Raw genomic sequence first — 25,184 nt, 5'->3', positions numbered from 1 at the left:
ATTTGGGGGCGAAAAGTCGGGGACATTTTGTTTTCGGCTTTTTTGTTTGTGAAAAATAATCGAAATTTACACAAAACAACTTCATGCAATTCAGAACCCAGATTCCAGTTTCAAAAAGCAGTAATCCAATCGATTATCATTCGAAGATCATTTCTATGGGATCTTGTTTTGCGGAAAACATGGCAGAGAAATTTGATTATTTTAAGCTTCAGAACGAAACCAATCCATTTGGAATTATCTTCAATCCGGTTTCCATTGAGAAAGTGATTCAGAGAGTGGTTAAACAAGAGTTTTTTACGGAGAAAGATGTTTTTTTTCATAACGAACGCTGGCATTGTTTTGAAGTTCATTCAGATTTGAGTCATTCCGATCGACAGGAGTTGTTGCAAACACTTAACGAAGCAATTACCAAAACAAACAAACAAATCAAAGAGGCTACTCACATCATAGTAACCTATGGAACCTCATGGATTTACAGAAATACTGAAAGTAACGAAGTAGTCGCCAATTGTCATAAAGTACCGCAAAGACAATTCACGAAAGAATTATTGACTGCTGATGTAATTCAGAAAAGCATTCAAAATACAATCCGCTTAATTCATGGTTCAAACCCGAATATAAATTTCATTTTTACCATTTCACCAGTGCGCCATATCAAAGATGGTTTTGTAGAAAATCAATTGAGTAAGTCACATCTGTTTACGGGGCTTCACCAAAATCTGCAATCTAAAATTGAGAATCAGCAATTAGGATATTTTCCTTCTTACGAAATTATGATGGATGAACTTCGTGATTATCGCTTTTATGCCGAAGATATGCTGCATCCGAATGTTGTAGCAATTGACTATATCTGGCAGAGATTCAGTGAAAATTATATTGCAGAGAATAGTATTCCGACCTTGCAGGAAGTAGGAGAAATTCAAAAAAGTCTGCACCATCGAAGCTTTAATCCGGAATCTGAGCAGCATCAGAAATTTTTAGTCAAGCTACGTCAAAAAATAAAAAGTGTAGAAGAAAAATGGCAGCATATTAAGTTTTAAAACCTTCAGGATTTTTAAGACGTTTTGATATTCAGAGCATTGTAAAAATTTGCTAAAATTTAAAATATCAATTTCAACAGAGCAGAATTCTTTACGTTTCCGCTCGGTAACTACAATACCAAACGTAAGAAAATAATTATTTGTTGCTAAATTTTAGAATAATTACAGGTAATTATGTAAATTGTTTGAGTTTAAATTTTACAAATTTGTTTTTGCAGATTTGTCCAAATCAAACTTTAATCTAAATGTGTTTTATTGACGTATGAATAAGAAAATCATTCATTTTCTAAAAAAAACACTTCGTGTACTGCTTTGGTGCATGGCTTCTGTAATTACACTTTTACTGCTTCTTATTGTCTTAATTCAGGTTCCTTCCGTCCAGAATTTCGTAAAAGATAAGGCCATTACTTATCTGCATAAAAAGATAAAAACTAAAGTTTCGTTAGATCATATTTCGATAAAATTTCCGAAAGACATTGTTTTGGAAGGATTTTACTTTGAAGATCAAAAAAAAGATACTTTGTTAAGCGGAAAACGTCTGGAGTTGGATGTTGATTTATTTAAATTGATCAACAGTGAATTGGAGATTAATTCGGTTTCACTGCAAAATACCGCAGTCCGTATTTCAAGGGACAAAAAAGGAGCTTTTAATTTTGATTATATTATTAAAGCATTTGAGTCTAAAGAACCAAAGGTTGAAGATCCGAACAGCAAACCTTTTAAAATTTCGGTTGTAAAAATAAATCTGGATAACGTCAGGTTTGATTTTAAAGATGATTTTTCTAAAAATGACACTCGTGTAAAACTTACGCATTTTGATACCAAATTCAGGGAATTCGATTTAGATAAAATGAATTTCAATATTCCGGATATTAATCTAAGAGGATTAAAGGTGGTTTTGAATCAGGATGTGGTCGAAAAGATCGCTGAAACATCAGTGCAAACGATAGATACCGTCTCGAAAAGAGCAGATTTCAATTTGAAGTTAGGAAACATCAGATTAGCAAAAATTGATATTGTTTACGACAACAAAGATTCCAAATTGGATTCCGGAATACAACTGGATCAGTTGAATGTAGCTGTAAACAAAATTGATTTGAACCGTCAATTATTGGATTTCGAAGCTTTCGAACTTAAAAATTTAAAAGGGAATCTACGTTTGGGCGCAAAAGACAAACAGCTTCAAACTCCTGATTTAGATACTACTGCCATAAAACAGGCAGGATGGAAAGTAAAGTTGAATGTTATAGACATCCAAAATATAGCGTTCAAATTTGATGATATGCAGTCAAAACCAATTTCGAAAGGAGTTGATTACAGTCATATGGATCTGAGTAAAGTTAATTTTAAAGCAGAAAAATTGTATTATGGGAACGATACAATTTCAGGAAATATAAAAACGCTGACCTTAAACGATAAAAGCGGCTTGCAGCTTCAGGCTTTAAAAACCAATTTCTTTTACGGGCCAAAGAACGCGTACCTGAATGATTTGTATTTAAAAACGCCACAGACACTTTTTCAGAATGGTATTAAAGTGGGTTATCCTTCTATCGCTTCTGTTTCCAAAGATTTGGGTAATCTTACTTTAGAGGCCAATTTAAATCAGTCCAAAATAGGTTTTAAAGATATCCTGCTTTTCGCTCCCGATTTACAGAAATCCAATCCGTTTAAGAGTAATCCAAATGCCGTTTTGAAGGTCAATGCACGTTTGAGTGGGAAGATAAAAGATCTGAATATTGCACAGTTCGAAATGAGCGGAATCGGAGCTACAAAAGTTGCTGTTTCAGGAAAGATAAAAGGGATGCCTGATGCACAAAAAGCGGATTACGATTTAGATATCAGAAAACTTTCAAGCACGTCAAAAGACATTTATTCGTTTGTAGCTGCGGGAACTGTTCCAAAGAATATTCAATTGCCTTCACAGCTGAATTTACAAGGTAAGTTTAAAGGTTCTGTTGTTAATTTTAAAACCAAGCTGGCTTTCAGTAGTAGTTTCGGAAATGCAAAAGTAGATGCTTTGTTCGATCAGCGAGTGAAGAAAAAAGAAAAGTACGATGCGACTGTTTATTTGCTGGATTTTGATTTAGGAAAATTGATTAAAAACGATTCAATAGGAAGAATTACGCTTAAAACAAAAGTAAAAGGCAAGGGATTAGATCCAAAAACAGCACAGGCAGAATTTGACGGATTGGTTCAGAAGGCTGTTTTCAATAAATATACCTATAAAGATCTGACTTTAAAAGGGAATATCGAGAAAGGATCTTTTGTTCTAAACTCTGGAATGAAAGACCCTAACCTGCATTTCGATTTAACGGCCAGTGGAAATACCGAAGAAAAATACCCTTCCATTCAGTTAAAATTAAACCTGGATATTGCCGATTTGGAAAAATTAAATCTGCATGCCGGTCCAATGAAACTGCGTGGAAATGTTGATGCAGATATTGCCAACAGTAATCCTGATTTTTTGAACGGAAAAGTATTTCTTTCCAACATTCAGATTGCGCAGACAGCGGAACCTATTGTTCTCGATTCGATCAGATTGATTGCCTTTGCCGATCAAAATCGAAACAATATCAAAGTTTCTTCTCAGTTTTTAAATGCGGAGGTTGATGGGAAATACAAACTGACGACTTTAACGGCAGCATTAAAAAAATCACTGTCAAAGTACATCGATTTAAAAAGTCCAAAAGTAAAAGGAGAAACGGATGAGCAACGATTGACTTTTACAATAAAGATTGATAACGATCCCGTGTTACTGAAACTGCTTCCTGAATTAACGGGGTTGGAACCTGTTACTTTATCAGGAAAGTACAATAACGTGTCAGATTCTTTGGAAATAAAAGGAAGTATTCCGAGAATTGTATATGCCGCTAACACCATTGCCGACGGGAAAATCAATATCGAAGCCAAAGAAAATGGGTTAGAATACAATGCTTCTTTTGGAACAATTGAGAGCGGTTCTTTAAAAAATCCATTTACAAGCTTATCCGGAAAAATTGAAAATAATGTTTTGGATTATGCACTTGAAGTAAAAGATGCTAAAGAGAAACAACAGTATTTTATTGCGGGAGACTTAAAACACGACGGTTCAAAAAGCAGTTTCAGAATTGATGCTCAAAATTTTATTCTGAATTATGATAAATGGAATATGGATCCGGAAAATGTGGTGGAGTTTGGAGACAAGAGATTGTATGTTAATAAATTTAATTTAGAAAATTCGGGTAATGAATTAAGAGTTCAATCCCTCGGAGATCAGGATAGTGCACCTTTACAGATTGATTTTGTAAATTTCAAAATAGAGACGATTATGAACATCGTCAAAAAAGATCAATTGTTAATGCAGGGTCTGATTAATGGGCATGCACTGGTTGAAAATGTAATGACCAAACCTACTTTTACCTCGGATATAAAAGTAGATCAATTTGCTTTCAAAGGAGAACCTGTTGGAGATATTACAGTAAAAGTAGACAATAAAACCAATAATCTGCTGGCAGCCAATGTTACTCTTAGCGGAGAAGGAAATGATGTAAACCTGACCGGAAATTATAAAATCGACGATGGAAATCTGGATTTTAATCTGGATCTGAACAAATTAAATATCAAAAGTATTCAGGGATTCAGCATGGGCAATCTGACTGAGGGAACTGGATTTTTAGCAGGGAATTTTAAAATTACCGGAAATGCTGCCGCGCCAAAAGTAAACGGAGCACTGGAATTTAAAGAGACAGGTTTCAGAATAACAAAATTTAATTCCTACTACAAAACAGCTGACGAAAAAATAACACTTCAGGATGATATTATCACTTTTGATACGTTTACTTTTCAGGATGAAAACGACAATGAACTGATTGTAAACGGAACCATTAAAGCAACAGATTATACCAAATTTGACTTTGGCTTAACTGTAGTGGCAGATAATTTCAGAGCGATACATTCGCAGGAAAAAGACAATGATTTGTTTTATGGAGATTTGGTGTTAGACAGCAAGCTGAATATCAAAGGAACGCTCGAAAATCCTGTAGTTGGCGGAACTATTAAAATAAATAAAGACACTAAGTTTACAGTTGTGATGCCGCAATCAGATCCTTCAATCGCCGATCGGGAAGGGATAGTTGAATTTGTAGACGAAGACAATCAATATCTGAAACAGACTGTTGCGATGGAGCAAAAACTCAATCAGTCGCGGTTAGTGGGTATGGACGTCAGTGTGGCTATTGCCATCGACAAAGAGGCAGAACTTACTTTGGTTATCGATAAAGGGAACGGTGATTATCTGAATCTAAAAGGAGAAGCCGAACTTACCGGTGGAATCGATCCGTCAGGGAAAACAACTTTAACCGGTAAATATGAGTTTTCAGATGGGGCTTATGAGATGAATTTCAACATGATCCGACGAAAATTTGATATTCAGAAAGGGAGTTACATCATTTGGAACGGTGAACCTACCATGGCCAATCTGAATATTACGGCGATTTATAAAGTAAACACCGCACCAATAGACTTATTGGGCAATCAATTGCCAACGGATAACCCTACTGAGCGAAACACCTATAAGCAGAAAATTCCGTTTCAGACCTTGTTGAAAATGAACGGGGAGCTTTTAAAACCGGAAATCACTTTTGATATTGTACTTCCGGAGGGCAATAATGATGTTTCTGCAAATGTAGTATCACTTACCAAAGCAAAACTCCAGCAGTTAAGACAAGAACCGGCGGAATTGAACAAACAGGTTTTTGCTCTTTTACTATTGAACCGATTTATTGGTGAAAACCCATTTTCGAGCGAAAGCGGGGGAACCAGTGCAGAATCTCTCGCACGCCAAAGTGTGAGTAAAATTTTGTCACAGCAATTAAATGATCTTGCCGGAGAATTAATCACCGGAGTTCAGTTAGAGTTTGATCTCGAGTCAACAGACGATTATACATCCGGTAACAGAGAAAACAGAACCGATCTGAACGTCGGGGTTTCCAAAAAGTTGTTAAACGATCGATTAAAAGTTACCGTAGGGAGCAGTTTTGCCGTTGAAGGTCAGGAGCGAGCCAACGAGCAAAGTGCCAATATTGCGGGAGACGTGGCATTGGATTATCAATTAACCAAAGACGGCCGTTATATGGTTCGGGCTTACCGAAAAAATGAATATCAGGTGGCGGTCGAAGGTCAGGTAGTTGAAACCGGTGTTGCTTTTATCATCACGATGAGTTACAATAAATTCCGTGAACTTTTTCATCGAAGTGCAGCCGAAAAAGAAATGATTAGAGAAGAAAAATTACGCAACGAAAAAAAGAAACTGAAAGAGAAAGAGGAGAAGCAAAAAAAGGAAAATCAAATAGAAGGGAATGAGCAAAAAACATAACAATATAAGAATGAAATATGTCAGATATTTTGTTGTGCTGTCCTTATTTTTTGTTTTTGGATGCAGTAACACAAAATATTTGCCGGAGGGAGATTTATTATACACAGGAGGTTCGGTAACCGTAAAAGATTCAATTCTTAAAAAGAAAGAACGAAAAGAACTGGAAAATGAACTGAATGATTTACTGCGTCCTAAACCCAATAAACAATTCCTGGGATTACGTCCTAAGTTATGGTTTTATAATATCGCCGGAGAACCTAAAAAACAAAAGGGAATCCGATATTGGCTGCGTACTAAAGTGGGAGAACCTCCTGTACTTTTTAGTAAAGTTGATTTAGAGTATAATGCATCCGTCCTTCGCAATTTTACAGAAAACAGAGGGTATTTTAAAACCCGTGTCAGTGCCGATTCAACTGTTAGCCATAAAAGAGTTACAGCAGAATATACAGTGGTACCCAAAAAGCAATACATTATTAAAAGCGTGATTTTTCCTGACGATTCATTGGCCATGTCCAGAATAATCGGAAGGTCAAGCCGAAGAAGTCTCTTGAAAGTGGGGCAGCCGTATGATTTGGATGTTATTAAAGCAGAACGCGAACGTATAGACGCCAGATTGAAGGAGAAAGGGTATTATTATTTTAACCCCGATTATCTTTTGGCACAGGTAGACAGCAGCAAAGGCGATCATGAAGTAAAAATTAGATTGGTAATTAAAGCGGATACGCCTCCAAAAGCGCTTACAGCCTATAAGATCAATAAAATTGTAGTCTACCCGAATTTTACCATTTCAAAAGACAGTGTAAAATATCAGCCGAAAGATATTATTCAATATAAAGACTTCACCATTATTGATACAGCTGACAGTTTTAAGCCAAGAGTTTTTGATCGCGCCATTCACTTCAAAAAGGGAGATTTCTACAACCGTAAAGACCACAATCTGACCCTAAATCGTTTCGTAAATTTGGGAACGTTTAGTTTTGTGAAAAATGAATTTAAGCCTTCAGATAGTTTACCCAATGCGTTGGATTCGTATTATTATTTGACGCTTTTACCGAAGAAATTTATTCGTGTAGAAGTTTTGGGAAAAACGAACTCGGCCAGTTATACCGGTAGTGAGATTAATATCAACTGGAACAACAGAAACTTATTTCGAGGGGCAGAATTGTTTACGGTTTCCATTTTTGGTGGTGCCGATTTTCAGCTTTCAGGAGCCAATAACGGGAAAAACATTTATAAGCTGGGAACAGAAACCAGTTTGACCTGGCCAAGATTTATCGTTCCGTTTTTTCATATTGAAGGTTCCAGCGAATATGTGCCGAGAACCAAAGCAACAGTAAGGTATGAATATCAAAACAGAACACAATTGTATGCTTTAAACTCTTTTAAAACGTCTTTTGGATACCAGTGGAAAGAGAATATTCGAAAAGAACATCAACTGAATGTAATTGATGTGACCTATGTAAGCCCCAATCACGTGACGGCTGAATATTTAGCAGATATTCAAGAAGACCCGTCATTAGAAAAGATAATTGAAAAACAATTGATTTTTGGGCCAACTTATACGTATACCTATACCAATACGATGCAAAAGCGTAGAAAAAATACGTTTTATTTTAGTGGTGATTTAGATTTGGCAGGAAACGTTACAGGTCTGGTAACAGGAGCAAATGTTAAAGATGGGAATCAGAAAAATATTTTTGATGTTCCTTTTAGCCAATATGTAAAAATGAGAGGTGATCTAAGACATTATTTAAAACTGGGTAAAGAAAGTGAATTGGCCAGCAGGATTATTTTAGGAATAGGACTTCCGTACGGAAATTCAAGGGCTTTGCCAACGGCTAAACAATTTGTGGTAGGAGGAACCAATAGCATTCGGGCTTTTAGAGCCAGATCACTCGGGCCGGGAAGTTATCTTAATACACAAACGACTAATAATTTTCTTCCGGATCAGTCAGGCGATTTGAAACTGGAGTTTAGTACCGAATACAGAGCCAAACTTTTTAGTATTGTTCGCGGAGCGTTATTTGTAGATGCCGGAAACGTTTGGCTTTTAAATGCCGATCCCAATAAGTCTGGTGGAGAAATTACCAAAGATTTTATGAAAGACATTGCCGTAGGAGCCGGAGCCGGCTTGCGTTTTGATTTGTCTTTTTTAGTTTTAAGAACCGATTTGGCATTTCCGTTGAGAAAACCCTATTTACCGCAAGGTCAGAGATGGGTAATCGATGATATTAATTTTGGAAGTGGTCCCTGGAGAAAAGAGAACTTGATTTTAAACATCGCCATTGGATACCCGTTCTGATTTTATGTTTTTAGAACAGACAGAATAAAATAACCGCAGGAATAGAAAGCTTACTTTAAACTTTTATTCCTGCGGTTTAGAACAATTATTTTTACAATCCGGAAATAATAAATTCGCTTCTTCTGTTCATTTGATGCTCTTCTTCCGTGCAATTTTCATTATCAGAACAATGGTTTACAAGTTGTGTTTCACCATAACCTTTGCCCGTTAATCTGTTTTTATCAACCCCATGTTTAATAAGCCAGTCGATAGTAGATTTAGCTCTTCTATCAGACAGTAGCTGATTGTATTTATGCGTCTGACGGCTGTCTGTATGAGAACGAATATCTAATTTCATTTTTGGATAAAGGTTTAGTACATCCAGTATTTTTTCAAGGTCTAAAGCAGCTTCTTTACCAATATTGAATTTGTCCAAATCGAAGTAAATCGTTTTGATACCAAAAACTTTACCTAAATTATCCCCAACGGTTACCTGGTAGCGGGATTTTTCAAGTGGAATCGGTAAATAGGCTTTTGGACGGTCTTTTGATACCAGTATTTTTTGTTCCCAGGTGCTGTAGTTTTCTTTTTCGGCCCTAATATAATAAGGAGTTTCAGGATCTAAAATGAAACTATAATTTCCCTTCTCATCGGTGAGAGTTGAATCTTTTACTTTCATGTCCTGATCATACAAGGTGATTTTGGCATTTGGTAAAATTTCATTCGTGTCCAGATCAGTCACAACTCCATATAATTGGTAGTCAGTATTTATTTTTTTTGTCTCTAAAAATTTATAAATATCATCCGATCCTTGTCCGCCTTTTCTGTTCGATGAAAAAAAGCCTCTTCGGGATTTGATGTCAATAATATAAGCAAAATCATCATTAGGAGAATTGACATCTGCGCCTAAATTTTGAATATTACTAACTCCGGCATCGTTTATTTTTCCAACAAAAACATCTAAACCGCCAAGTCCCGGATGTCCGTCTGAAGCAAAATAAATTTCATTTTCATCGGTTACGAAGGGAAATGTTTCTTTTCCTTCGGTGTTGATTCCGGGGCCTAAATTTTGAGGGGAGCTGTATCCTCCGGTACTTAGGATTTTGACCTTGTAAATATCAGATTGTCCTATTGTTCCGGGCATATCTGAAGCAAAATATAAAGTCTTTTCATCCGGACTGAGAGTAGGATGTGCTGTACTGTAGTTATTACTGTTAAAAGGTAATTCTGTGATATTGTCCCACTCCTTCTTTTGATTAAGAGTGGCTTTGTATATTTTTATAAAGGTGGTTTTTTGTTCATTTTTCCCTTTTTTTCCATCCATATAATTATTGCGAGTAAAATAAACAGTTGTTCCGTCTTTTGTAAAAGTGGGAGTGGATTCGTGAAACTTACTATTGATTTTTGATTTTATTTTTTTAGGTACGCTTGGATTGAAGTTTTCATCCAGGACAGCTTCATAAAGGTTGGTGAAACTTTCACCTGTCCATTTATGTCTTTGTTGTCCCAGTCCTCCTGTATCTCTTGCGGTGGTGAAAACAATTTTATTTTGGAAAAATGTTGTTCCGTAATCCGAAAATTTACTGTTTATCCCTGAATCTTCAATCGTATAGCGTCCGGAATTGGCTTTAATCAAATCCAGATAGTTTTCATTTTTTTTGTACAGTTTCCCCCTTGTATCATTCTTTGAATACTGAAAGAATAAATCAAGCATTTGATTGGCTTTCTCTGTGCGATTTGTCGATTTTAACGATTGTGCATATCGGTAATAGTATTCGGGCTCTACATCGTTAGTTATGGCAAATAACTCGTCATACCATTTTGCAGCTTTATCAAATTCAGCATTAAAGTAAAAAGAGTTGCCCAGTTTTTTGAACATGTCTGCAGACTTGTAGCCCTTTGAAGCTACTCTTTCATAGGTTTCAATCGCATTAATATAAGCGTAGTTGGCATATTGTTTGTCTGCCGTAGCTATTTTATTCTTTTGAGAATAAGTATGAAATGAAAAAAAACTTAGTATTAATAGATAAAAGGGTATATAATTCTTCATAGTAAATAATTTTAAAAGAAACGAGGGGTTGTCATTCTGCTTTGTTTTCTGATAAACTCAAAACGCAGGAATACTTCATGCGAACCATTACTGTAATTGTTTAGTTTTGAAGATTCAAGGTCATAACCGTAACCGATGTACATACCATCTGTAAGCTGAAAACCGGCCATGGTACTGAAAGCGGCATCCCATCGGTAGGCGATTCCAACCATAAATTTATTGTTGAACATAAAATTGGCGGAGGCATCCACCTGCAATGGAGCACCTTGTACTACTTTTGCGAGCACTGCAGGTTTGAATTTTATATTATTGTAAGGACTTAAATTGAATACATATCCCCCTATTAAGTAGTAGTTAATTTTGTTTTTGAATATGGCTACTTCATTATTGTCATAATAATTGGTCACTATAAAATCCGGTGCCGATAAACCGATGTAAGCTTTGTCAGAATGCCAATAGATCCCGGCTCCTATATTTGGAGATATGACATTATTTAAATTTTGTAAATTCGGATCGTCCAAATCTGCGGGATTGAGCCTACTAGTGTCCAGATTAAATAGACTAACAGTTCCTTTAAGCCCGAATGAAAGTTTAAAATTATCTGAAGTCTGAACCGTATAAGAAAAGTCAGTCGATAAAGAGCTTTTATCAGAAGCGCCAATTTTGTCATTTACAAGAGAAACACCGATACCTAAATTACTGTCGTTTATAGGGGTGTTAATTGAAAAAGCGCTGGTTTTTGGAGCTCCTTCAAGGCCTACCCATTGCGCTCGATACAGCGCAAAAGTACTTAGCATACCTCTTGATCCGGCATAAGCAGGATTAATATTTATGGTATTGTACATGTATTGTGTGTATTGAGCATTTTGCTGAGCCGCCATATTTATTACATTGAAAAGCAATAAGAACCTTAAAAAAATTAAACTCTTTTTCATTTGTATATTTATTTTTAATGAAATTTCTTTGGGAGAGGACGTTGAAATCTTCTTTGTTTTATCTGGAAGTAAGATGTAAGTATCCGCTTTTTTCTGTCATCAGCGCACCGTTTCCATAGGAAAGCACATAAAAGTAGGTTCCTGGGGGTAATCCTACATTTTGGTTTACCGTTGCTCTTCCTTCAGAAATTCCACGAAAAAAATGATCGTTTGCACCATAATTAGTAGTATCAAACACTATGACTCCCCAGGAATTATATATGGTTACCGAATTATTTGGATACCGTTCCAGACCCCTAATCTCGAAGTAATCATTTTTGCCTTCTCCATTTGGAGAAACCATGTTGAAAACAATTACCTCCGGATTTGTAATGCCCGCCTGCGCTTTATTATTATTCGGATTGTGATCTTCCGGAGTTGAATTTTCCAGAAAAGCAATGTTCAGATAATCGCCTGTTGCTTTTACTTTTGCTGTTATCGTCAATGTTTCTGTTTGTTTGGCTAACAATTCAGGCAAATTCCATAGTCCGGTTGTTATATTATAATCTCCTGAAGAAGTTTTGGATGAGGTATACATATATCCAGATGGAAGTATATCTCTAATTTGAACATTGTTGAAATTATTTCCTCCCAGATTCTCAGCAGATATGGTAAACACGACCTGTTGACCGATGTTTGCCATTGGGTTATTTATAGTTTTCCTTATCTCAATATCTGCATCTTCATTAGGCTTTAAACAGGACTTTATCTCTATAGAAAAATTAATATTTACAAGAGGATTGCATTTAGTTTCATCAATATAATTGACTTCTACAGCCCCTTTTCCGGCATTATTCCACAAAACTGTTACAAAATCATCTGATTGCTGACCTCCATTTACGATAGTGCCTTCATTTGAAACGAGCCAATTGTAGGACGACATTCCGGCCGCAGTAGTGTAGGTTACTTTTTCTGAAATACAGGCCGACGTAAGCCAATCAGGATCTTTATCAGGAAGATCATTTTTAACAATTGCAGTAACGGTTAAACGGTTTGTACTCTCACATGTACCTGACTTTGCCGCTGCGTAATAGTTTTTACCATCCATTAATAGTGTTGTGGATGGAATAATACTTCCTCCTGTTAAGGCATCGTACCAGATAACACCGGTTCCGGAGGCTGTTAAGTCTGCTACTGTAGCGTTTGTTGTTGCACAGAATTGTTGCGTAGCAGCCCCAGTTGGTGTTACTGGATCAGCGATGCTAACGGTAATGGTTAAACGATTTGTACTCTCACATGTACCTGTCTTTACCGCTGCGTAATAGTTTTTACCATCAATTAATAGTGTTGTGGATGCAATTATATTTCCTCCTGTTAAGGCATCGTACCAGATAACACCGGTTCCGGAGGCTGTTAAGTCTGCTACTGTTGCTTTTGTTGCTGCACAAAATTGTTGCGTAGCAGCACCCGTTGGTGTTTTTGGATCACTGATACTAACGGTTACAGCTAAACGATTTGTACTCTCACATGTACCTGTCTTTGCTGTTGCGTAATAAGTTTTACCATCCATTAATAGTGTTGAGGACGGAATTATATTTCCTCCTGTAAATGCATCGTACCAGATAATACTGGTTCCGGAAGCTGCTAAGTCTGCTACTGTAGCGTTTGTTGCTGCACAGAACTGTTGCGTAGCAGCACCCGTTGGTATTTTTGGATCACTGATGCTAACGGTTACAGCTAAACGATTAGTACTCTCACATGTACCTGTCTTTGCTGTTGCGTAATAAGTTTTGCCATCCATTAATAGTGTTGAGGACGGAATTATATTTCCTCCTGTTAATGCATCGTACCAGATAATACTGGTTCCGGAAGCTGCTAAGTCTGCTACTGTAGCGTTTGTTGCCGCACAGAACTCTTGCGTAGCAGCACCCGTTGGTGTTTTTGGATCACTGATGCTAACGGTTACAGCTAAACGGTTTGTACTCTCACATGTACTTGTCTTTGCTGCTGCGTAATAAGTTTTACCATCAATTAGTAATGTTGCAGACGGAATTATATTTCCAGCTATAGCTGCATCGTACCAAACAACATTAGTTTCTACAGTAATTAAATCTGCTACAGTGGCTTTAGCAGCAGCACAAAATTGTTGAGTAGAATTTCCTGTTGGAGTTGGCAGACCTCCAAGTGTAATGTTGATAGATTCGGTGAAATAACATCCTCCGAAAGAATTAATCTCTACTTTGTAAGTACCAATTTGGGCAGCCGTTACATTATTGATGTTTAATTCAGGGGCATCAATTTGGGTACCGTCTGGCAGTGTCCATTTTATCGAGTTTATCGGTCCCATTTGTATGATAGACAATTTGATATCACCTCCGATACAAACAGCCCTGTCCCCACCATTTATTAATTGTGAAAATGAACTTCTTAAAATTAGAGGCTGTAAGACTTCATAGCAGGCTGTTTTTGCTTTTACAATATAATTTCCCGGTGTCAGTCCTTTAAATACAGGGCTTGATTGTCCTGTTGACGGAAAATCGGAATCTGTTTCTTTTTTTATAAAGTAAGTGACCGTTTCGGTGACCTGATCTACCTGGGTATAAAGATCTCCTGTTGTATTTCCCAAACAGACAATTCCGCCGGATTTAGATAAATCAAACGCAGGGAAATTAGGTTGAACATCTACAAAAGCAGTTTGAGTGTTTTCAATTAATTCGCTTTGCAAGAGAGGTCTTCCACCTATAAATTTTCTGGCTATCCCTATTTCATATTTTCCTGCTATATCCTGAAAAAAAGAAAAATTACTGATTCCCTCTTTTAAAGAATTAGAACCTAAAATGGCATTAAAAGTTCCCATGCCTGCAGGTCCACTGACAATTCCGGGGAAAATTTGGTTATTTCCATAAAAACTGGCCAATGTACTGTTTATTGCACCTGTACCGACAGCTGATACTTTTATAGTTACATTTTTGTTATAACGATCACATCTTGAGGCGCCTGGATTAAAACTAACGTTGGTGATTTCAATTTTTGTAAAATAACTGTCTAAAACCACTTGAAATTCTTCATCAAAACAAGCCGAATCTTTTATTCTTATGGTATAAGTTCCTGGAAGTAATTCATTTCCTAATCCGAAAATAGGTTCTTTGTAGGTTACTGCCAGTGGTGACGGACCGTTTACAAGACTTACGGTAACTTTACCTTGCAAGCCTACATAACCGGGAGTGGCCATAGGAGGATATACTGCCAGTGCACATTTACCAAAAAATGTAGCACTTGGCCCTGTGAAAAATTGTATTTTGGCTTTGATGTCTTTATCGGGAGCAAAATAATTGGGATCAATAAAAACATTTTTAGGATCAGTAATAACAGGTTTTTGAGAAAAAGTGTTGGAGGTATTGTTCGTAAAAGTGTAAGTTTTTATTGCGATTCCTGTATTATCCGTGACTTTTATAGTGTAGCTTTTGCCAATATTTAGTTTACAAATTTCCAAACTGTTTATACCTGTAACGGTATAAGTATTTTTGATACCTGTACTGTTGTCTGTTACTTCTACGGTATAAGGCAGACAGCCCCCCTGATCTTTAGGTACGTTTTTTAGCAGAACTTGTCCCGTGTCATTGCAATTGGTATTCAAAGGATCATCTTCGATACTGAATTCAAAATCAGTAAAAGGTTTGACAGTCCCTATAGTTGATGCTCCATAATCCAGTTCAACAGTTTTTGTTATGTTGCAATAGGTTGCGCTCAAACGGACAATACCCCATTTGGAGCGATCTGAAGGCATTGCATATTTCTTCTTCACATCAGTAAGAGTCAGATTGTCATAAACATCCCAACCTGATCCGTTCTGAATCTCTAATTTGTAAATAAAATTCGGAACTCCATAAAGAGCAGGAAGAGCATTAAAATAAGCGCCGCCAGTACTTACCGCTAATAATCCGTTTGGAAGGGTAGCACTGCTAATACCGGAACAGACATCATTTGGAGTATTATAAATTAAATCAACAGCATTAATGGTTCCTTTATCAAGGTTAAAATTCTTAAGGACTTCATTTGGCGGAAGATTCAATACGGTTACAGGTGAAATTAAAGTACCGCAATTATCTGTAGCCGAAACTTTATATTGGCCACTTGGTATACCACTAAGTTTGACGATACCGGTTGTTGTTTGTACGTTTCTTACAACGGTACCATCTGAAGCATTTAGCAAGTTAACGGTATAGGGAGGGTTTCCTTTTTCGACATTAATAGCAATATCCCCCAGAGGATCAGGATCTGATGCACAGTAAGTATAATTTTTTGCGGTAAAAAGTCCAATAGTTGGAGAAATTGAAGAATAGGTACTGCCTACTTTTATGGTAGTTGCAGCTTTTATAAAAGTATTGTTTTCGTAATAGCCGTAGAAATAATCTCCCGGTTCTAAATGCGTAATCAGAGAATCTGTAGAGGCAATGATATTTGCCGGATCATAAGGAGATTTTGCAACAGCATAGACTATAGGTTCAGAAACATTTTTGACTGTGATCTTAATGGTACCGTCTGCTCTACCATCACCGGTACAAGAAGCATCTGTGGCAACAGCAGAAATTTCTGTTTGGGCAATTGCGGCTAAAGGCAGTATATAGAATAGCACATTTAGTAATTTTGAAAATTTCATAATGAGTCCGTTAAATTGTGTTTTTGGATTGTGGTATAGTTAAGTTTAGAAGGATGACAATTCAGAAGAAAGCACTAAAATTTCGTTTAACTCAATAATGAAATAAGTAGTGCCTTCAAAGCTGAATTGATGGGCGTCATCTTCTATCTTCATCTTAACTTAATGCAAATGTATTTAGGACAATTGAGATAAATAATTCAGATTTAATAATCGGATTATCAATGATATAACTGGTCGTTTTAAGTAACACTTGATTGGCTAAAAGTTCCCGTGTTTTAGATTTTGGCAGGAACAAAAATTCAGATATAAGTTAAAGATTACAAAAGGATCGATCTACAGATGGTAAGGGTGAATTTTTTGGATGAAGATTGAAATCGTATACAGAGCATAATTCCTAAAAGAGCATTAAAACCCAAAATAAAAAACGATTCGATTTTGAGAAATTAGCTTTAAGAAGTAGCACATCAATGAATCTGAAGAAAAAAACCTTACCCAAATAGGGGGCATTTGTAAAAAAAAGAAGTAATTTGGTTTAATAAATGGATAGAATGCAAAATTTAGTAAAGAGAATAATAGTTTTAGGTGTAGCTGTACTTGTCATAGTGCTGGCTTTCAAATATTGTGAATTCAAAAAAGACGACGATTCAACTATTGATTATAATACCAATCTTATTCAGCAGCAAATCTTAAATGTTGGTAAACTGGTAGTTACCGAAGGCCATTTTTCAGAAGTTATTACTTATAAAAACCAGCAGAAGTATTTAATGGACATGGTTTCTTTTGAGAAAAAAGCACTTGTAGTGGTAAACGCAAATGTTACTGTAGCCTACGATTTACACAAAGTGAAATATGATATCGATGAAAAAAACAAAACGATTACCATTTTAAATATTCCAAAAGAAGAAATCACCATCAACCCTGATATACAGTTTTATGATGTTGAACAAAGTAAACTGAATCCATTTACGGGTGACGATTACAACAAGATCAACAAATCGGTAAAAGCAAATCTGGCCAAAAAAATAGAGAAATCTACCTTAAAAACAAATGCTCAAAACCGATTGATCAGCGAATTATCAAAGATTTTAATTCTAACCAATTCAATGGGTTGGAAACTGCAATACAATGGAAAAACAATCCAGTCTGAAAAGGAGTTTAGCGAGGACTTGAAGCTTTAGTTTTTTGAGGTACTAAGAGGCTAAGACGCTAAGGTTCTGAGATTTTTTCAATATTGTCATTTCGGGCGGAAGGAGAAATCTTCGTATGAAGCCTGACAAAGGTTGGATTTCTCCCTTCGCTCTAAATATTATAAAAGCACAAAATCCGACAGGTTTTTAAAACCTGTCGGATTTAATATAATTGTTTTAAAAACTTAGAACCTTAGTATCTCAGAACCTTAGCAACTTAGAATAACTTCTAAACTAAACCGCTTCTTTATCAAAAATCAGATCTAAGCCTCCAGAAATCAAATGTGCCACTTCAGGGCGTTTTTCTTTTAATTGATCCAAATGAACCAGAACTTCCTGTAAAAGTTGTTTCTCATTTGAACGCTCCAAAAGCTCGACGATTTCCACAGCCAATAACCAATCATTAGGATGAGATTCTTTCAGTTTATGAAATACAGTGTTTAACTCAGTTGTAGCACTTTTATTTTCTCTGGTCAGGCGAACGGTTTGATAAAGGATTTCCAGATCGTCACGTTCGGCAGTATGTTGTGCTTTTATAGTAGTTGTTTTGGGTACGGTATCGATCAGGTCAAAACTGTTCACATCAGCCGGACCGGAAAAAGCCGAAATGACTTTTTTACCAATTGCCATATCATAATTTCCCCATTCAGGCTGAAACAAAATGGTTTCGCCATGAGTTACAGTACAATTTCTGAAACTGATTAAAATGATTTCGCCGTGTAAATTTCTTGAACCGGTAATGATTTCACCTTCTACAATAATATCACCTTCAAATTCTAATTTCACAGTTTCATTTTCTACGATAGAGTAAGCCTGTAAATCTTTTGGGCTCATATCTTCGATCGCTAAATTGAAGCCTTTTAGTTTTCCAATCGGACTTCCAAATCCATGAGGATGCGTTAGCGTTCCGTGACCAACTAATTCTTTTTCACGGTAGGATAAAGCCGTTTTCCCGGTAGTCTGAATGTAGATAGGTTTTCCTTCGTCTTCCAGAACATTGGTAAAAACACCTGAAATCTGTAAACCGGTACTCAACTCAATTGTTCCTAAAGCATTAGAGTGAATTAGTTTTTGTATACCGGAAAGACCTCCTGTTCTTAAAGCCATTTTATTGGCAAATTCTTCTAAAACCAAACTCAAATAGGAAAAATTTGGTGTTACAAAAAGTTGAGGCTGTAATTGTGTAATATCAAAGTTTTGATTGGCTGCAGAAATGTTATAAGGGATTTTCTTTACATTATCTGTCATGCACCAAGCGCTCTCCCCAATAGAGGATAGTAAGCCCGCGCCATATATTTTCGGATTTTCAACGGTTCCGATTAAGCCATATTCTACTGTCCACCAATGCAGGTTTCGAATTTGTGCCATTTCAGACAATTCGCCCATATTGTTTTGTAAATCGGCAACTGCTTTCTCCGCTTCGTCTATTTTTTCCTGAGGCGTATCTTCCGCTTCTTTCAAAATAGAAAGTAGTCGAATCGCTTCATACATCTGGTAATCTTTATGAGATGAAATAGCTTTACAGCCAATTTCTCCAAAACGTCTTAAGTACTCCGCATATTCAGGATTAGCGATAATAGGAGCATGTCCCGCACCTTCATGAATAATATCCGGTGCCGGAGTATATTCGATATGTTCCAGTTGACGAATATCTGAAGCAATAACCAAAACGTTATACGCCTGAAATTCCATAAAAGCGTTTGGTGGAATAAATCCATCCACCGCAACAGCTGCCCAACCAATTTCAGTCAGAATTCGATTCATTCCGTACATACTTGGAATAGAGTCAATTTCGATTCCGGTTTTTTTCAAACCGTCCAGATAAGAATGATGCGCAACTCTTGAAAGATAATCTACATTTTTACGCATTACATAACGCCAAACAGCTTGATTAATTGGTGTATAATCACCATAATCCTGAGGTTTAATAAATTGCTTTAAATGTTTAGGCAATCGCTCTAGTAACGGGTTTGTTTCAATACTTGCATTCATTTCGAAAACGTTGTAGATTAGAATGTAAAATTACGGATTTACAGTGCTAATTTTTGCTATTTATATCAATTTTTTTATCCGAAATGTTTTTTAATTGCATTTTTCGTGACTTTTCCCAATAAGAAAAGAAAGCTTGTCTTTTAGCAGTCATTGTTTTCGTAATTAACTTTCTCCAGTTTTTTTTCGTACGATTCGATGTCTTTTTTAGACATACTGGCTTCTTTTAGTACCACTTTTAATTGTTTTTTAGTGTCAGGACTTATCCATAAGCCACTAAAATTGGTGCCTTCTTTCGTTAAAATCATCATACCTGAGAATCCATGTTCTACAAGCGCGAACTGATTTTCGTTTTTTGTGTTTTGCGTAATATTCAGCTGAATCCAACCTCCTGATTTGTCATAACGATAGATTGAAGTGTACATTAGGTCGGCTGTACAGGGATTTTCTTCCGCTTTTATATAAAAAGTGACATTTATTTTTCCGTCAATTGTTCCTTTGTATAAAGTGTTTTTTGAGGATTGTGCTTTAGTAAAATTTAAAAATAAAAGAGAGAACAAAAAAGATAGTACTATTTTTTTCATGTGTAAACGCAATAACAGGTTGGTTAGGATGATTTTATTTGGATTTAAAAGTACGGTATATTTTAGTTAAGACAAACCGTAAAATCCGCTAATTATCAATTAAAAAATTAATGATTTTCGGGATTTCTGAAATAGTCAATTTTATAATTGAACATATAAGCCATGTTGGCTGCCCGCATTTTTGCTTCTTCGGTAATAGTTCCCGAGAAAAGCCCGTCGATAGAAGTATTAAAAAGCAGTACCCAGCGATCGAAATGGGTTTTATCTACCGGTAGTTGTTTGTGTGGAGGAAAAGGGCTTCCTGAATAGGCACGAACATCAAACAAAATAGTTTGCCAAAAGCCGTACATTTTTTCTAAATGCTCCGGCCAGCGATCCTGTAGCTTGTCGTTGAAAATTGATCCCAGTAAATCGTCTTTTCTCACTTTACCATAAAAGCTGTCCACCATTAATTTTATATCTTCTATGTTTGAAATATCTTTAAGCGTTTCCATATTTTTTACTATAAATGAAAGACAAAAATACGATTAACTAATTTGTGATCGCTGATATTTATCATTTCAGATTGTTTGTAAATTCGATTGAAAAGGTTTTATTGTAAAAATAGACAGTTTTAAATCACACCCTTTTTTACATTATCCGATCAATTGTGTAAATAGATCCTGACGGTCATTTAAATATTGAAATTCAAATCCGTTTTTGGTCATGTTCATTTTAATCGCCAGAATGTCTTTTTTGTTCTTTAGTTCTAAACCAACGACTACTGAGCCTACCTCGCGGCTGTTTTTCTTAGCAAATTGGAAATAAGTAATATCATCATCGGGACCTAAGATGTTGTTTACAAATTCTTTTAAAGCACCCGGACGCTGTGGAAACTGAATCATAAAATAATGCATCAGACCTTCGTATAATAAAGAACGTTCTTTTATTTCGGCTGTTCTTTCAATGTCATTGTTACTTCCGCTCACCACACAAACCACTTTTTTGCCTTTTATTTTATCCTTATAAAAATCTAAAGCGGCAATAGTCAGAGCTCCTGCAGGTTCTACAACCATGGCTTCTTCGTTATACAAGCGCAAAATCGTAGTACAGACTTTTCCTTCCGGGACCAGAATAATATCGTCTAAATTAGTTCGGCAGATCTCGAAAGTTTTGTCACCCACTTGTTTAACGGCAGCACCATCCACAAATTTGTCAATTGTTTTTAAAGCCGTGTTTTTATTTGCTTCAATAGAGTTTTTCATTGAAGGAGCACCTTTGGGTTCTACTCCAATAATCTTTGTATTTGGGCTCAGTTGCTTAAAAACTTCAGACAAACCTGAAGCCAGCCCACCTCCGCCAATGGGAACAAAAACATAATCGATAGGTTCTTTGTAACTGTCCAGAATTTCTAATGCTACAGTTCCCTGACCGGCAATTACTTTATCATCGTCAAAAGGATGGATGAACGTTTTTTGATTTTCGGTTGCATCTGCTGTAGCGGAAGCATAGGCATCATCGAAAGTATCTCCGGTAAGTACAATTTCGACAAATGATTTTCCGAACAATTGTACCTGTTTGACTTTTTGTTTTGGAGTGGTTTTAGGCATGTAGATTTTACCTTTTATTTGCAGAAGATGACAGGAGTAAGCTACGCCCTGCGCATGATTTCCCGCGCTGGCACATACAATTCCGTTTGCTTTTTCGGTTTCGGTTAACGAAGAAATCTTGTTGTAAGCTCCTCTGATTTTATACGATCGCACAATTTGTAAATCTTCTCTTTTTAATAAAATAGATGATTTAAACTCTTCCGAAAGGTTTAAATTTTGGGTGAGTGGAGTAGCGGCAACCACATTTTCAAGTTGCTTTTGAGCAGCAAGTACTTCGTTAAATAAATTCATAAGGATTAAATTGTTTTTTGCCATAGATTAAAGGATTTAAAAAGATTTTTAATCTGTGAAATCTGCGGCAAAATGTTTTGTACTTTATTTTTTTTAAAATAAAAAAACCTCCCGTTTTGGGAGGTTTTATAAATTGTATTTTGTTTACTTATTTATACATTACCTCGCCATTATTGCTGAATTGCAATAATAGTAATAGTGATAATAATGTTATTTAAGTTTTTCATTTCAGATAATTGAATCGCAAATGTATTAATTATTTTGAGAAGATTTCAATAACTTTTTTTAGTTTTTGTAAAAAACTGAAAACAGAGATTGAAAACTACTTTTTAACCGGAGGGTATTGTGCCAGAATTTTAGATACAAACTCGGCAACCTTTTCGTCTTTTTTAGCAACGTTTTTGGTTAGTGTTCCAACACCTTCTCCTTGCCAGATCATTTCTTTTTTCTTAGCATCAATCAAATCAATGAATAAAGTTCCTTCGGTAGAAGTAGAAACGGTAGTTTGATTTCCTCCGTACATCATGTAAGGATTCCATCCCCATCCCCAACCGTAACCCCAGCCGGCACTAAATTGATTTACATTGACTTGTTCTCTTGCTTTAGTGAAAATATTAACTAATAAATCGGGGTTTTCGCTTTTGGTAAAACCTTTGGCCTGCATTTGATCATCGATGGCACGTAAAATACGTCTTTTATCCAAATCAGATATTTCAACCTTGTCAATTCCGGGCTTGAAGAAAGCATACGTTTTGTAAGAGGCAAAATTTACGTTTTTGTCGTAATCAGAGTAAACGCTGACTGTGCTGCATGACGCTAGTATTAAAAGCAAAAAAACGGGTACTAATTTGAATGTTTTCATATGTTAAAAATTTAATGTTCTCTTTGATCTGCCTGACTGAGCGCAGCCCGTCAGACGGAGCATAGCTCTGTCAGACTGAGCGGAGTCGAAGTCTCTTTTTTTCAACTCCGCTCAGCTTGACATTACTATCTAAAATAGATTTTCATCTACTATATTAGGTAAGGTCACTTTTAATAAAGGCTGAACTTCCATTGCTCTTTTTATTGCAAAAATAGCCTCGTCATTTCTGGCCCAGCTTCTTCTTGAAATACCGTTGTTAACATCCCAAAAAAGCATTGAGGCTAAACGTTTTGAAGCCTCTTTAGATCCATCAAGAACCATACCAAAGCCACCATTTATAACCTCTCCCCAGCCAACTCCGCCGCCATTATGTATAGAAACCCAGGTTGCTCCTCTAAAGCTGTCTCCAATCACGTTTTGGATGGCCATATCGGCTGTAAAGCGTGATCCGTCGTAGATGTTAGAGGTTTCTCTGTACGGAGAATCTGTTCCCGAAACGTCATGATGATCGCGTCCTAAAACAACGGCTCCAATTTCACCTTTGGCAATCGCCTGATTGAAAGCCTCAGCAATTTTAATTCGGCCTTCGGCATCGGCATATAAAATTCTCGCTTGCGAACCTACAACCAGTTTGTTCTCCTGTGCACCTTTGATCCATTTGATATTGTCCTGCATTTGCTGCTGGATTTCATTTGGAGCTGTTTGAGCCATTTCTTCTAAAACCTGACTGGCAATGGCATCTGTTTTCTGTAAATCTTCCGGTTTTCCCGAAGTACACACCCATCTAAACGGACCAAAACCGTAATCAAAACACATAGGTCCCATGATGTCCTGAACATAACTTGGGTATTTAAAATCAATATTATTTTCGGCCATTACATCGGCACCTGCGCGTGAAGCTTCTAATAAAAAGGCATTTCCGTAATCAAAAAAGTAAGTCCCTTTTGCAGTGTGTTGGTTAATCGCTTTCGCCTGACGACGTAATGATTCCTGTACTTTTTCTTTGAACAATTCAGGATTATTAGCCATCATTTCGTTAGCTTCTTCAAAAGAAATTCCAACTGGATAATAACCTCCCGCCCAAGGATTGTGAAGAGAAGTCTGGTCTGAACCCAAATCAATTTTGATGTTTTCTTTGTCGAAGCATTCCCAAACGTCTACTACATTTCCTAAGTAAGCGATAGATACCACTTCTTTATTGGCTTTTGCTCTAAGGACTCTTTTTACCAGTTCTTCTGTCGAAGTTACGATTTCATTTATCCAGCCCTGCTCATGACGAATCTTGGTGATTTTTGGATTTACTTCTGCACAAACCGTGATACAGCCGGCAATATTTCCGGCTTTTGGTTGTGCACCCGACATTCCGCCAAGTCCTGAAGTTACAAAAAGATTTCCTTCCGGATTTTGTTTGATTTTTCTAAAACCGTTCAAAACCGTAATCGTTGTTCCGTGTACAATTCCTTGTGGTCCTATGTACATATAACTTCCTGCAGTCATTTGTCCGTATTGCGAAACACCTAAGGCATTCATTTTCTCCCAATCATCCGGTTTCGAATAATTTGGGATCACCATTCCGTTCGTTACGACAACTCTTGGAGCTTCTGCATGCGACGGGAATAATCCCATCGGATGGCCTGAGTACATGGTCAAAGTTTGCTCGTCTGTCATTTCAGACAGGTATTGCATCGTTAGTAAATATTGTGCCCAGTTTTGAAAAACAGCTCCATTTCCACCATAAGTAATCAGTTCATGTGGATGTTGTGCTACAGCATAATCCAAATTGTTCTGAATCATGTGCATGATGGCTTTTGCCTGCAATGATTTTCCCGGATATTCGTCAATTGGTCGGGCATACATTCTGTACTCCGGACGAAAACGATACATGTAAATGCGTCCGTAAGTTTCTAATTCTTCTGAAAACTCCTGAATTAATTCGGCATGGTGCTTGGCATCAAAATAACGTAATGCATTTTTTAAAGCCAGTTTTTTTTCTTCTGCTGATAGGATTTCTTTTCGCTTTGGCGCATGGTTAATCGCTAAATCGTATGTTGCCTTTGGTGGTAATATGGTAGGTATTCCTTGTTGTATTTGTTCTTTGAAAGTCATTTTTTTAAGGTACTAAGTTGCTAAGATTCTAAGCTGCTAAGGTTTTGATTTAAGCAAGCTATAATCTGCGATTTATTAAATAGGCTATAAGCTCCATCGGAGCGACATGACAATTAAAGAAATAAAATAATTATCTCATTTTCAAATTGTCACATTTTCTAATTAAAAAATAACTAAGGATAACGGATATCCGACCTGTGATAGGATTTGTGGATGGTAATCCTAAATTTTCGAAACAGAATATCCATAAATAGATTTTTAGATTTTAGATCGTTAGA

General features: G+C 36.4%; 13 protein-coding genes. 4 read left to right on the top strand and 9 right to left on the bottom strand.

What is annotated here, in order from left to right; genetic code table 11:
• Positions 1 to 83: 83 nt before the first annotated feature.
• From B0A80_RS09305 to tamL, 3 genes are all read left to right on the top strand, one after another.
• Entirely contained in the window at positions 84 to 1,040 is a 957-nt protein-coding gene (locus B0A80_RS09305; RefSeq protein WP_089077106.1) for a GSCFA domain-containing protein, read from the top strand.
• 262 nt (positions 1,041 to 1,302) lie between these two features.
• Positions 1,303 to 6,393, top strand: a complete 5,091-nt coding sequence (locus tag B0A80_RS09300; protein ID WP_165769239.1) for a translocation/assembly module TamB domain-containing protein — start codon at positions 1,303 to 1,305, stop codon at positions 6,391 to 6,393.
• Positions 6,377 to 8,695, top strand: coding sequence for a translocation and assembly module lipoprotein TamL (tamL, locus tag B0A80_RS09295; RefSeq protein WP_089077104.1), 2,319 nt, complete (start codon positions 6,377 to 6,379; stop codon positions 8,693 to 8,695). The genes B0A80_RS09300 and tamL overlap by 17 nt, the downstream gene beginning before the upstream one ends.
• A gap of 91 nt (positions 8,696 to 8,786) precedes the next feature.
• Here tamL and B0A80_RS09290 read toward each other — a convergent pair whose 3' ends face one another.
• The 3 genes from B0A80_RS09290 to B0A80_RS09280 are packed head-to-tail and all read right to left on the bottom strand — an operon-like array spanning position 8,787 to position 16,298.
• Positions 8,787 to 10,724 carry an OmpA family protein gene (locus tag B0A80_RS09290; RefSeq protein WP_089077103.1) on the bottom strand — a complete coding sequence of 646 codons (1,938 nt, stop codon included), beginning with the start codon at positions 10,722 to 10,724 and terminating at the stop codon, positions 8,787 to 8,789.
• 11 nt (positions 10,725 to 10,735) lie between these two features.
• Complete coding sequence (locus tag B0A80_RS09285; protein WP_089077102.1) at positions 10,736 to 11,659, bottom strand: PorP/SprF family type IX secretion system membrane protein; 924 nt, start codon at positions 11,657 to 11,659, stop codon at positions 10,736 to 10,738.
• Positions 11,660 to 11,717: 58 nt separating this feature from the next.
• Entirely contained in the window at positions 11,718 to 16,298 is a 4,581-nt protein-coding gene (locus B0A80_RS09280; RefSeq protein ID WP_089077101.1) for an Ig-like domain-containing protein, read from the bottom strand.
• 548 nt (positions 16,299 to 16,846) lie between these two features.
• Here B0A80_RS09280 and B0A80_RS09275 point away from each other — a divergent pair.
• A complete protein-coding gene (locus B0A80_RS09275; protein ID WP_089077124.1) occupies positions 16,847 to 17,476 on the top strand; it encodes a DUF4230 domain-containing protein in 630 nt (209 codons plus the stop codon).
• A 243-nt stretch (positions 17,477 to 17,719) separates the two neighbouring features.
• Here the strand turns inward: B0A80_RS09275 and B0A80_RS09270 are convergent, their stop codons facing one another.
• From B0A80_RS09270 to B0A80_RS09245, 6 genes are all read right to left on the bottom strand, one after another.
• Entirely contained in the window at positions 17,720 to 19,477 is a 1,758-nt protein-coding gene (locus B0A80_RS09270) for an aromatic amino acid hydroxylase (RefSeq protein WP_089077100.1), read from the bottom strand.
• A 140-nt stretch (positions 19,478 to 19,617) separates the two neighbouring features.
• Positions 19,618 to 20,058: a hypothetical protein gene (locus tag B0A80_RS09265; RefSeq protein WP_070905524.1), complete on the bottom strand. Its 441-nt coding sequence runs from the start codon at positions 20,056 to 20,058 to the stop codon at positions 19,618 to 19,620.
• A gap of 107 nt (positions 20,059 to 20,165) precedes the next feature.
• The gene (locus tag B0A80_RS09260) at positions 20,166 to 20,552 is read right to left on the bottom strand and encodes a group III truncated hemoglobin (RefSeq protein ID WP_070905523.1); all 387 of its coding nucleotides are present in this window, start codon (positions 20,550 to 20,552) and stop codon (positions 20,166 to 20,168) included.
• Between the two features lie 141 nt (positions 20,553 to 20,693).
• Positions 20,694 to 21,938 (bottom strand): threonine ammonia-lyase IlvA, encoded by a 1,245-nt coding sequence (gene ilvA, locus B0A80_RS09255; protein WP_089077123.1) that lies wholly within the window; start codon positions 21,936 to 21,938, stop codon positions 20,694 to 20,696.
• Between the two features lie 322 nt (positions 21,939 to 22,260).
• The gene (locus tag B0A80_RS09250; protein ID WP_017496687.1) at positions 22,261 to 22,800 is read right to left on the bottom strand and encodes a DUF4136 domain-containing protein; all 540 of its coding nucleotides are present in this window, start codon (positions 22,798 to 22,800) and stop codon (positions 22,261 to 22,263) included.
• 129 nt (positions 22,801 to 22,929) lie between these two features.
• Entirely contained in the window at positions 22,930 to 24,906 is a 1,977-nt protein-coding gene (locus B0A80_RS09245; protein WP_089077099.1) for a urocanate hydratase, read from the bottom strand.
• Between the last annotated feature and the right edge of the window lie 278 nt (positions 24,907 to 25,184).

Source organism: Flavobacterium tructae (assembly GCF_002217475.1).
Taxonomy (GTDB): Bacteria; Bacteroidota; Bacteroidia; order Flavobacteriales; family Flavobacteriaceae; genus Flavobacterium; species Flavobacterium tructae.
This window is presented reverse-complemented; position numbering and strand designations above follow the sequence as displayed.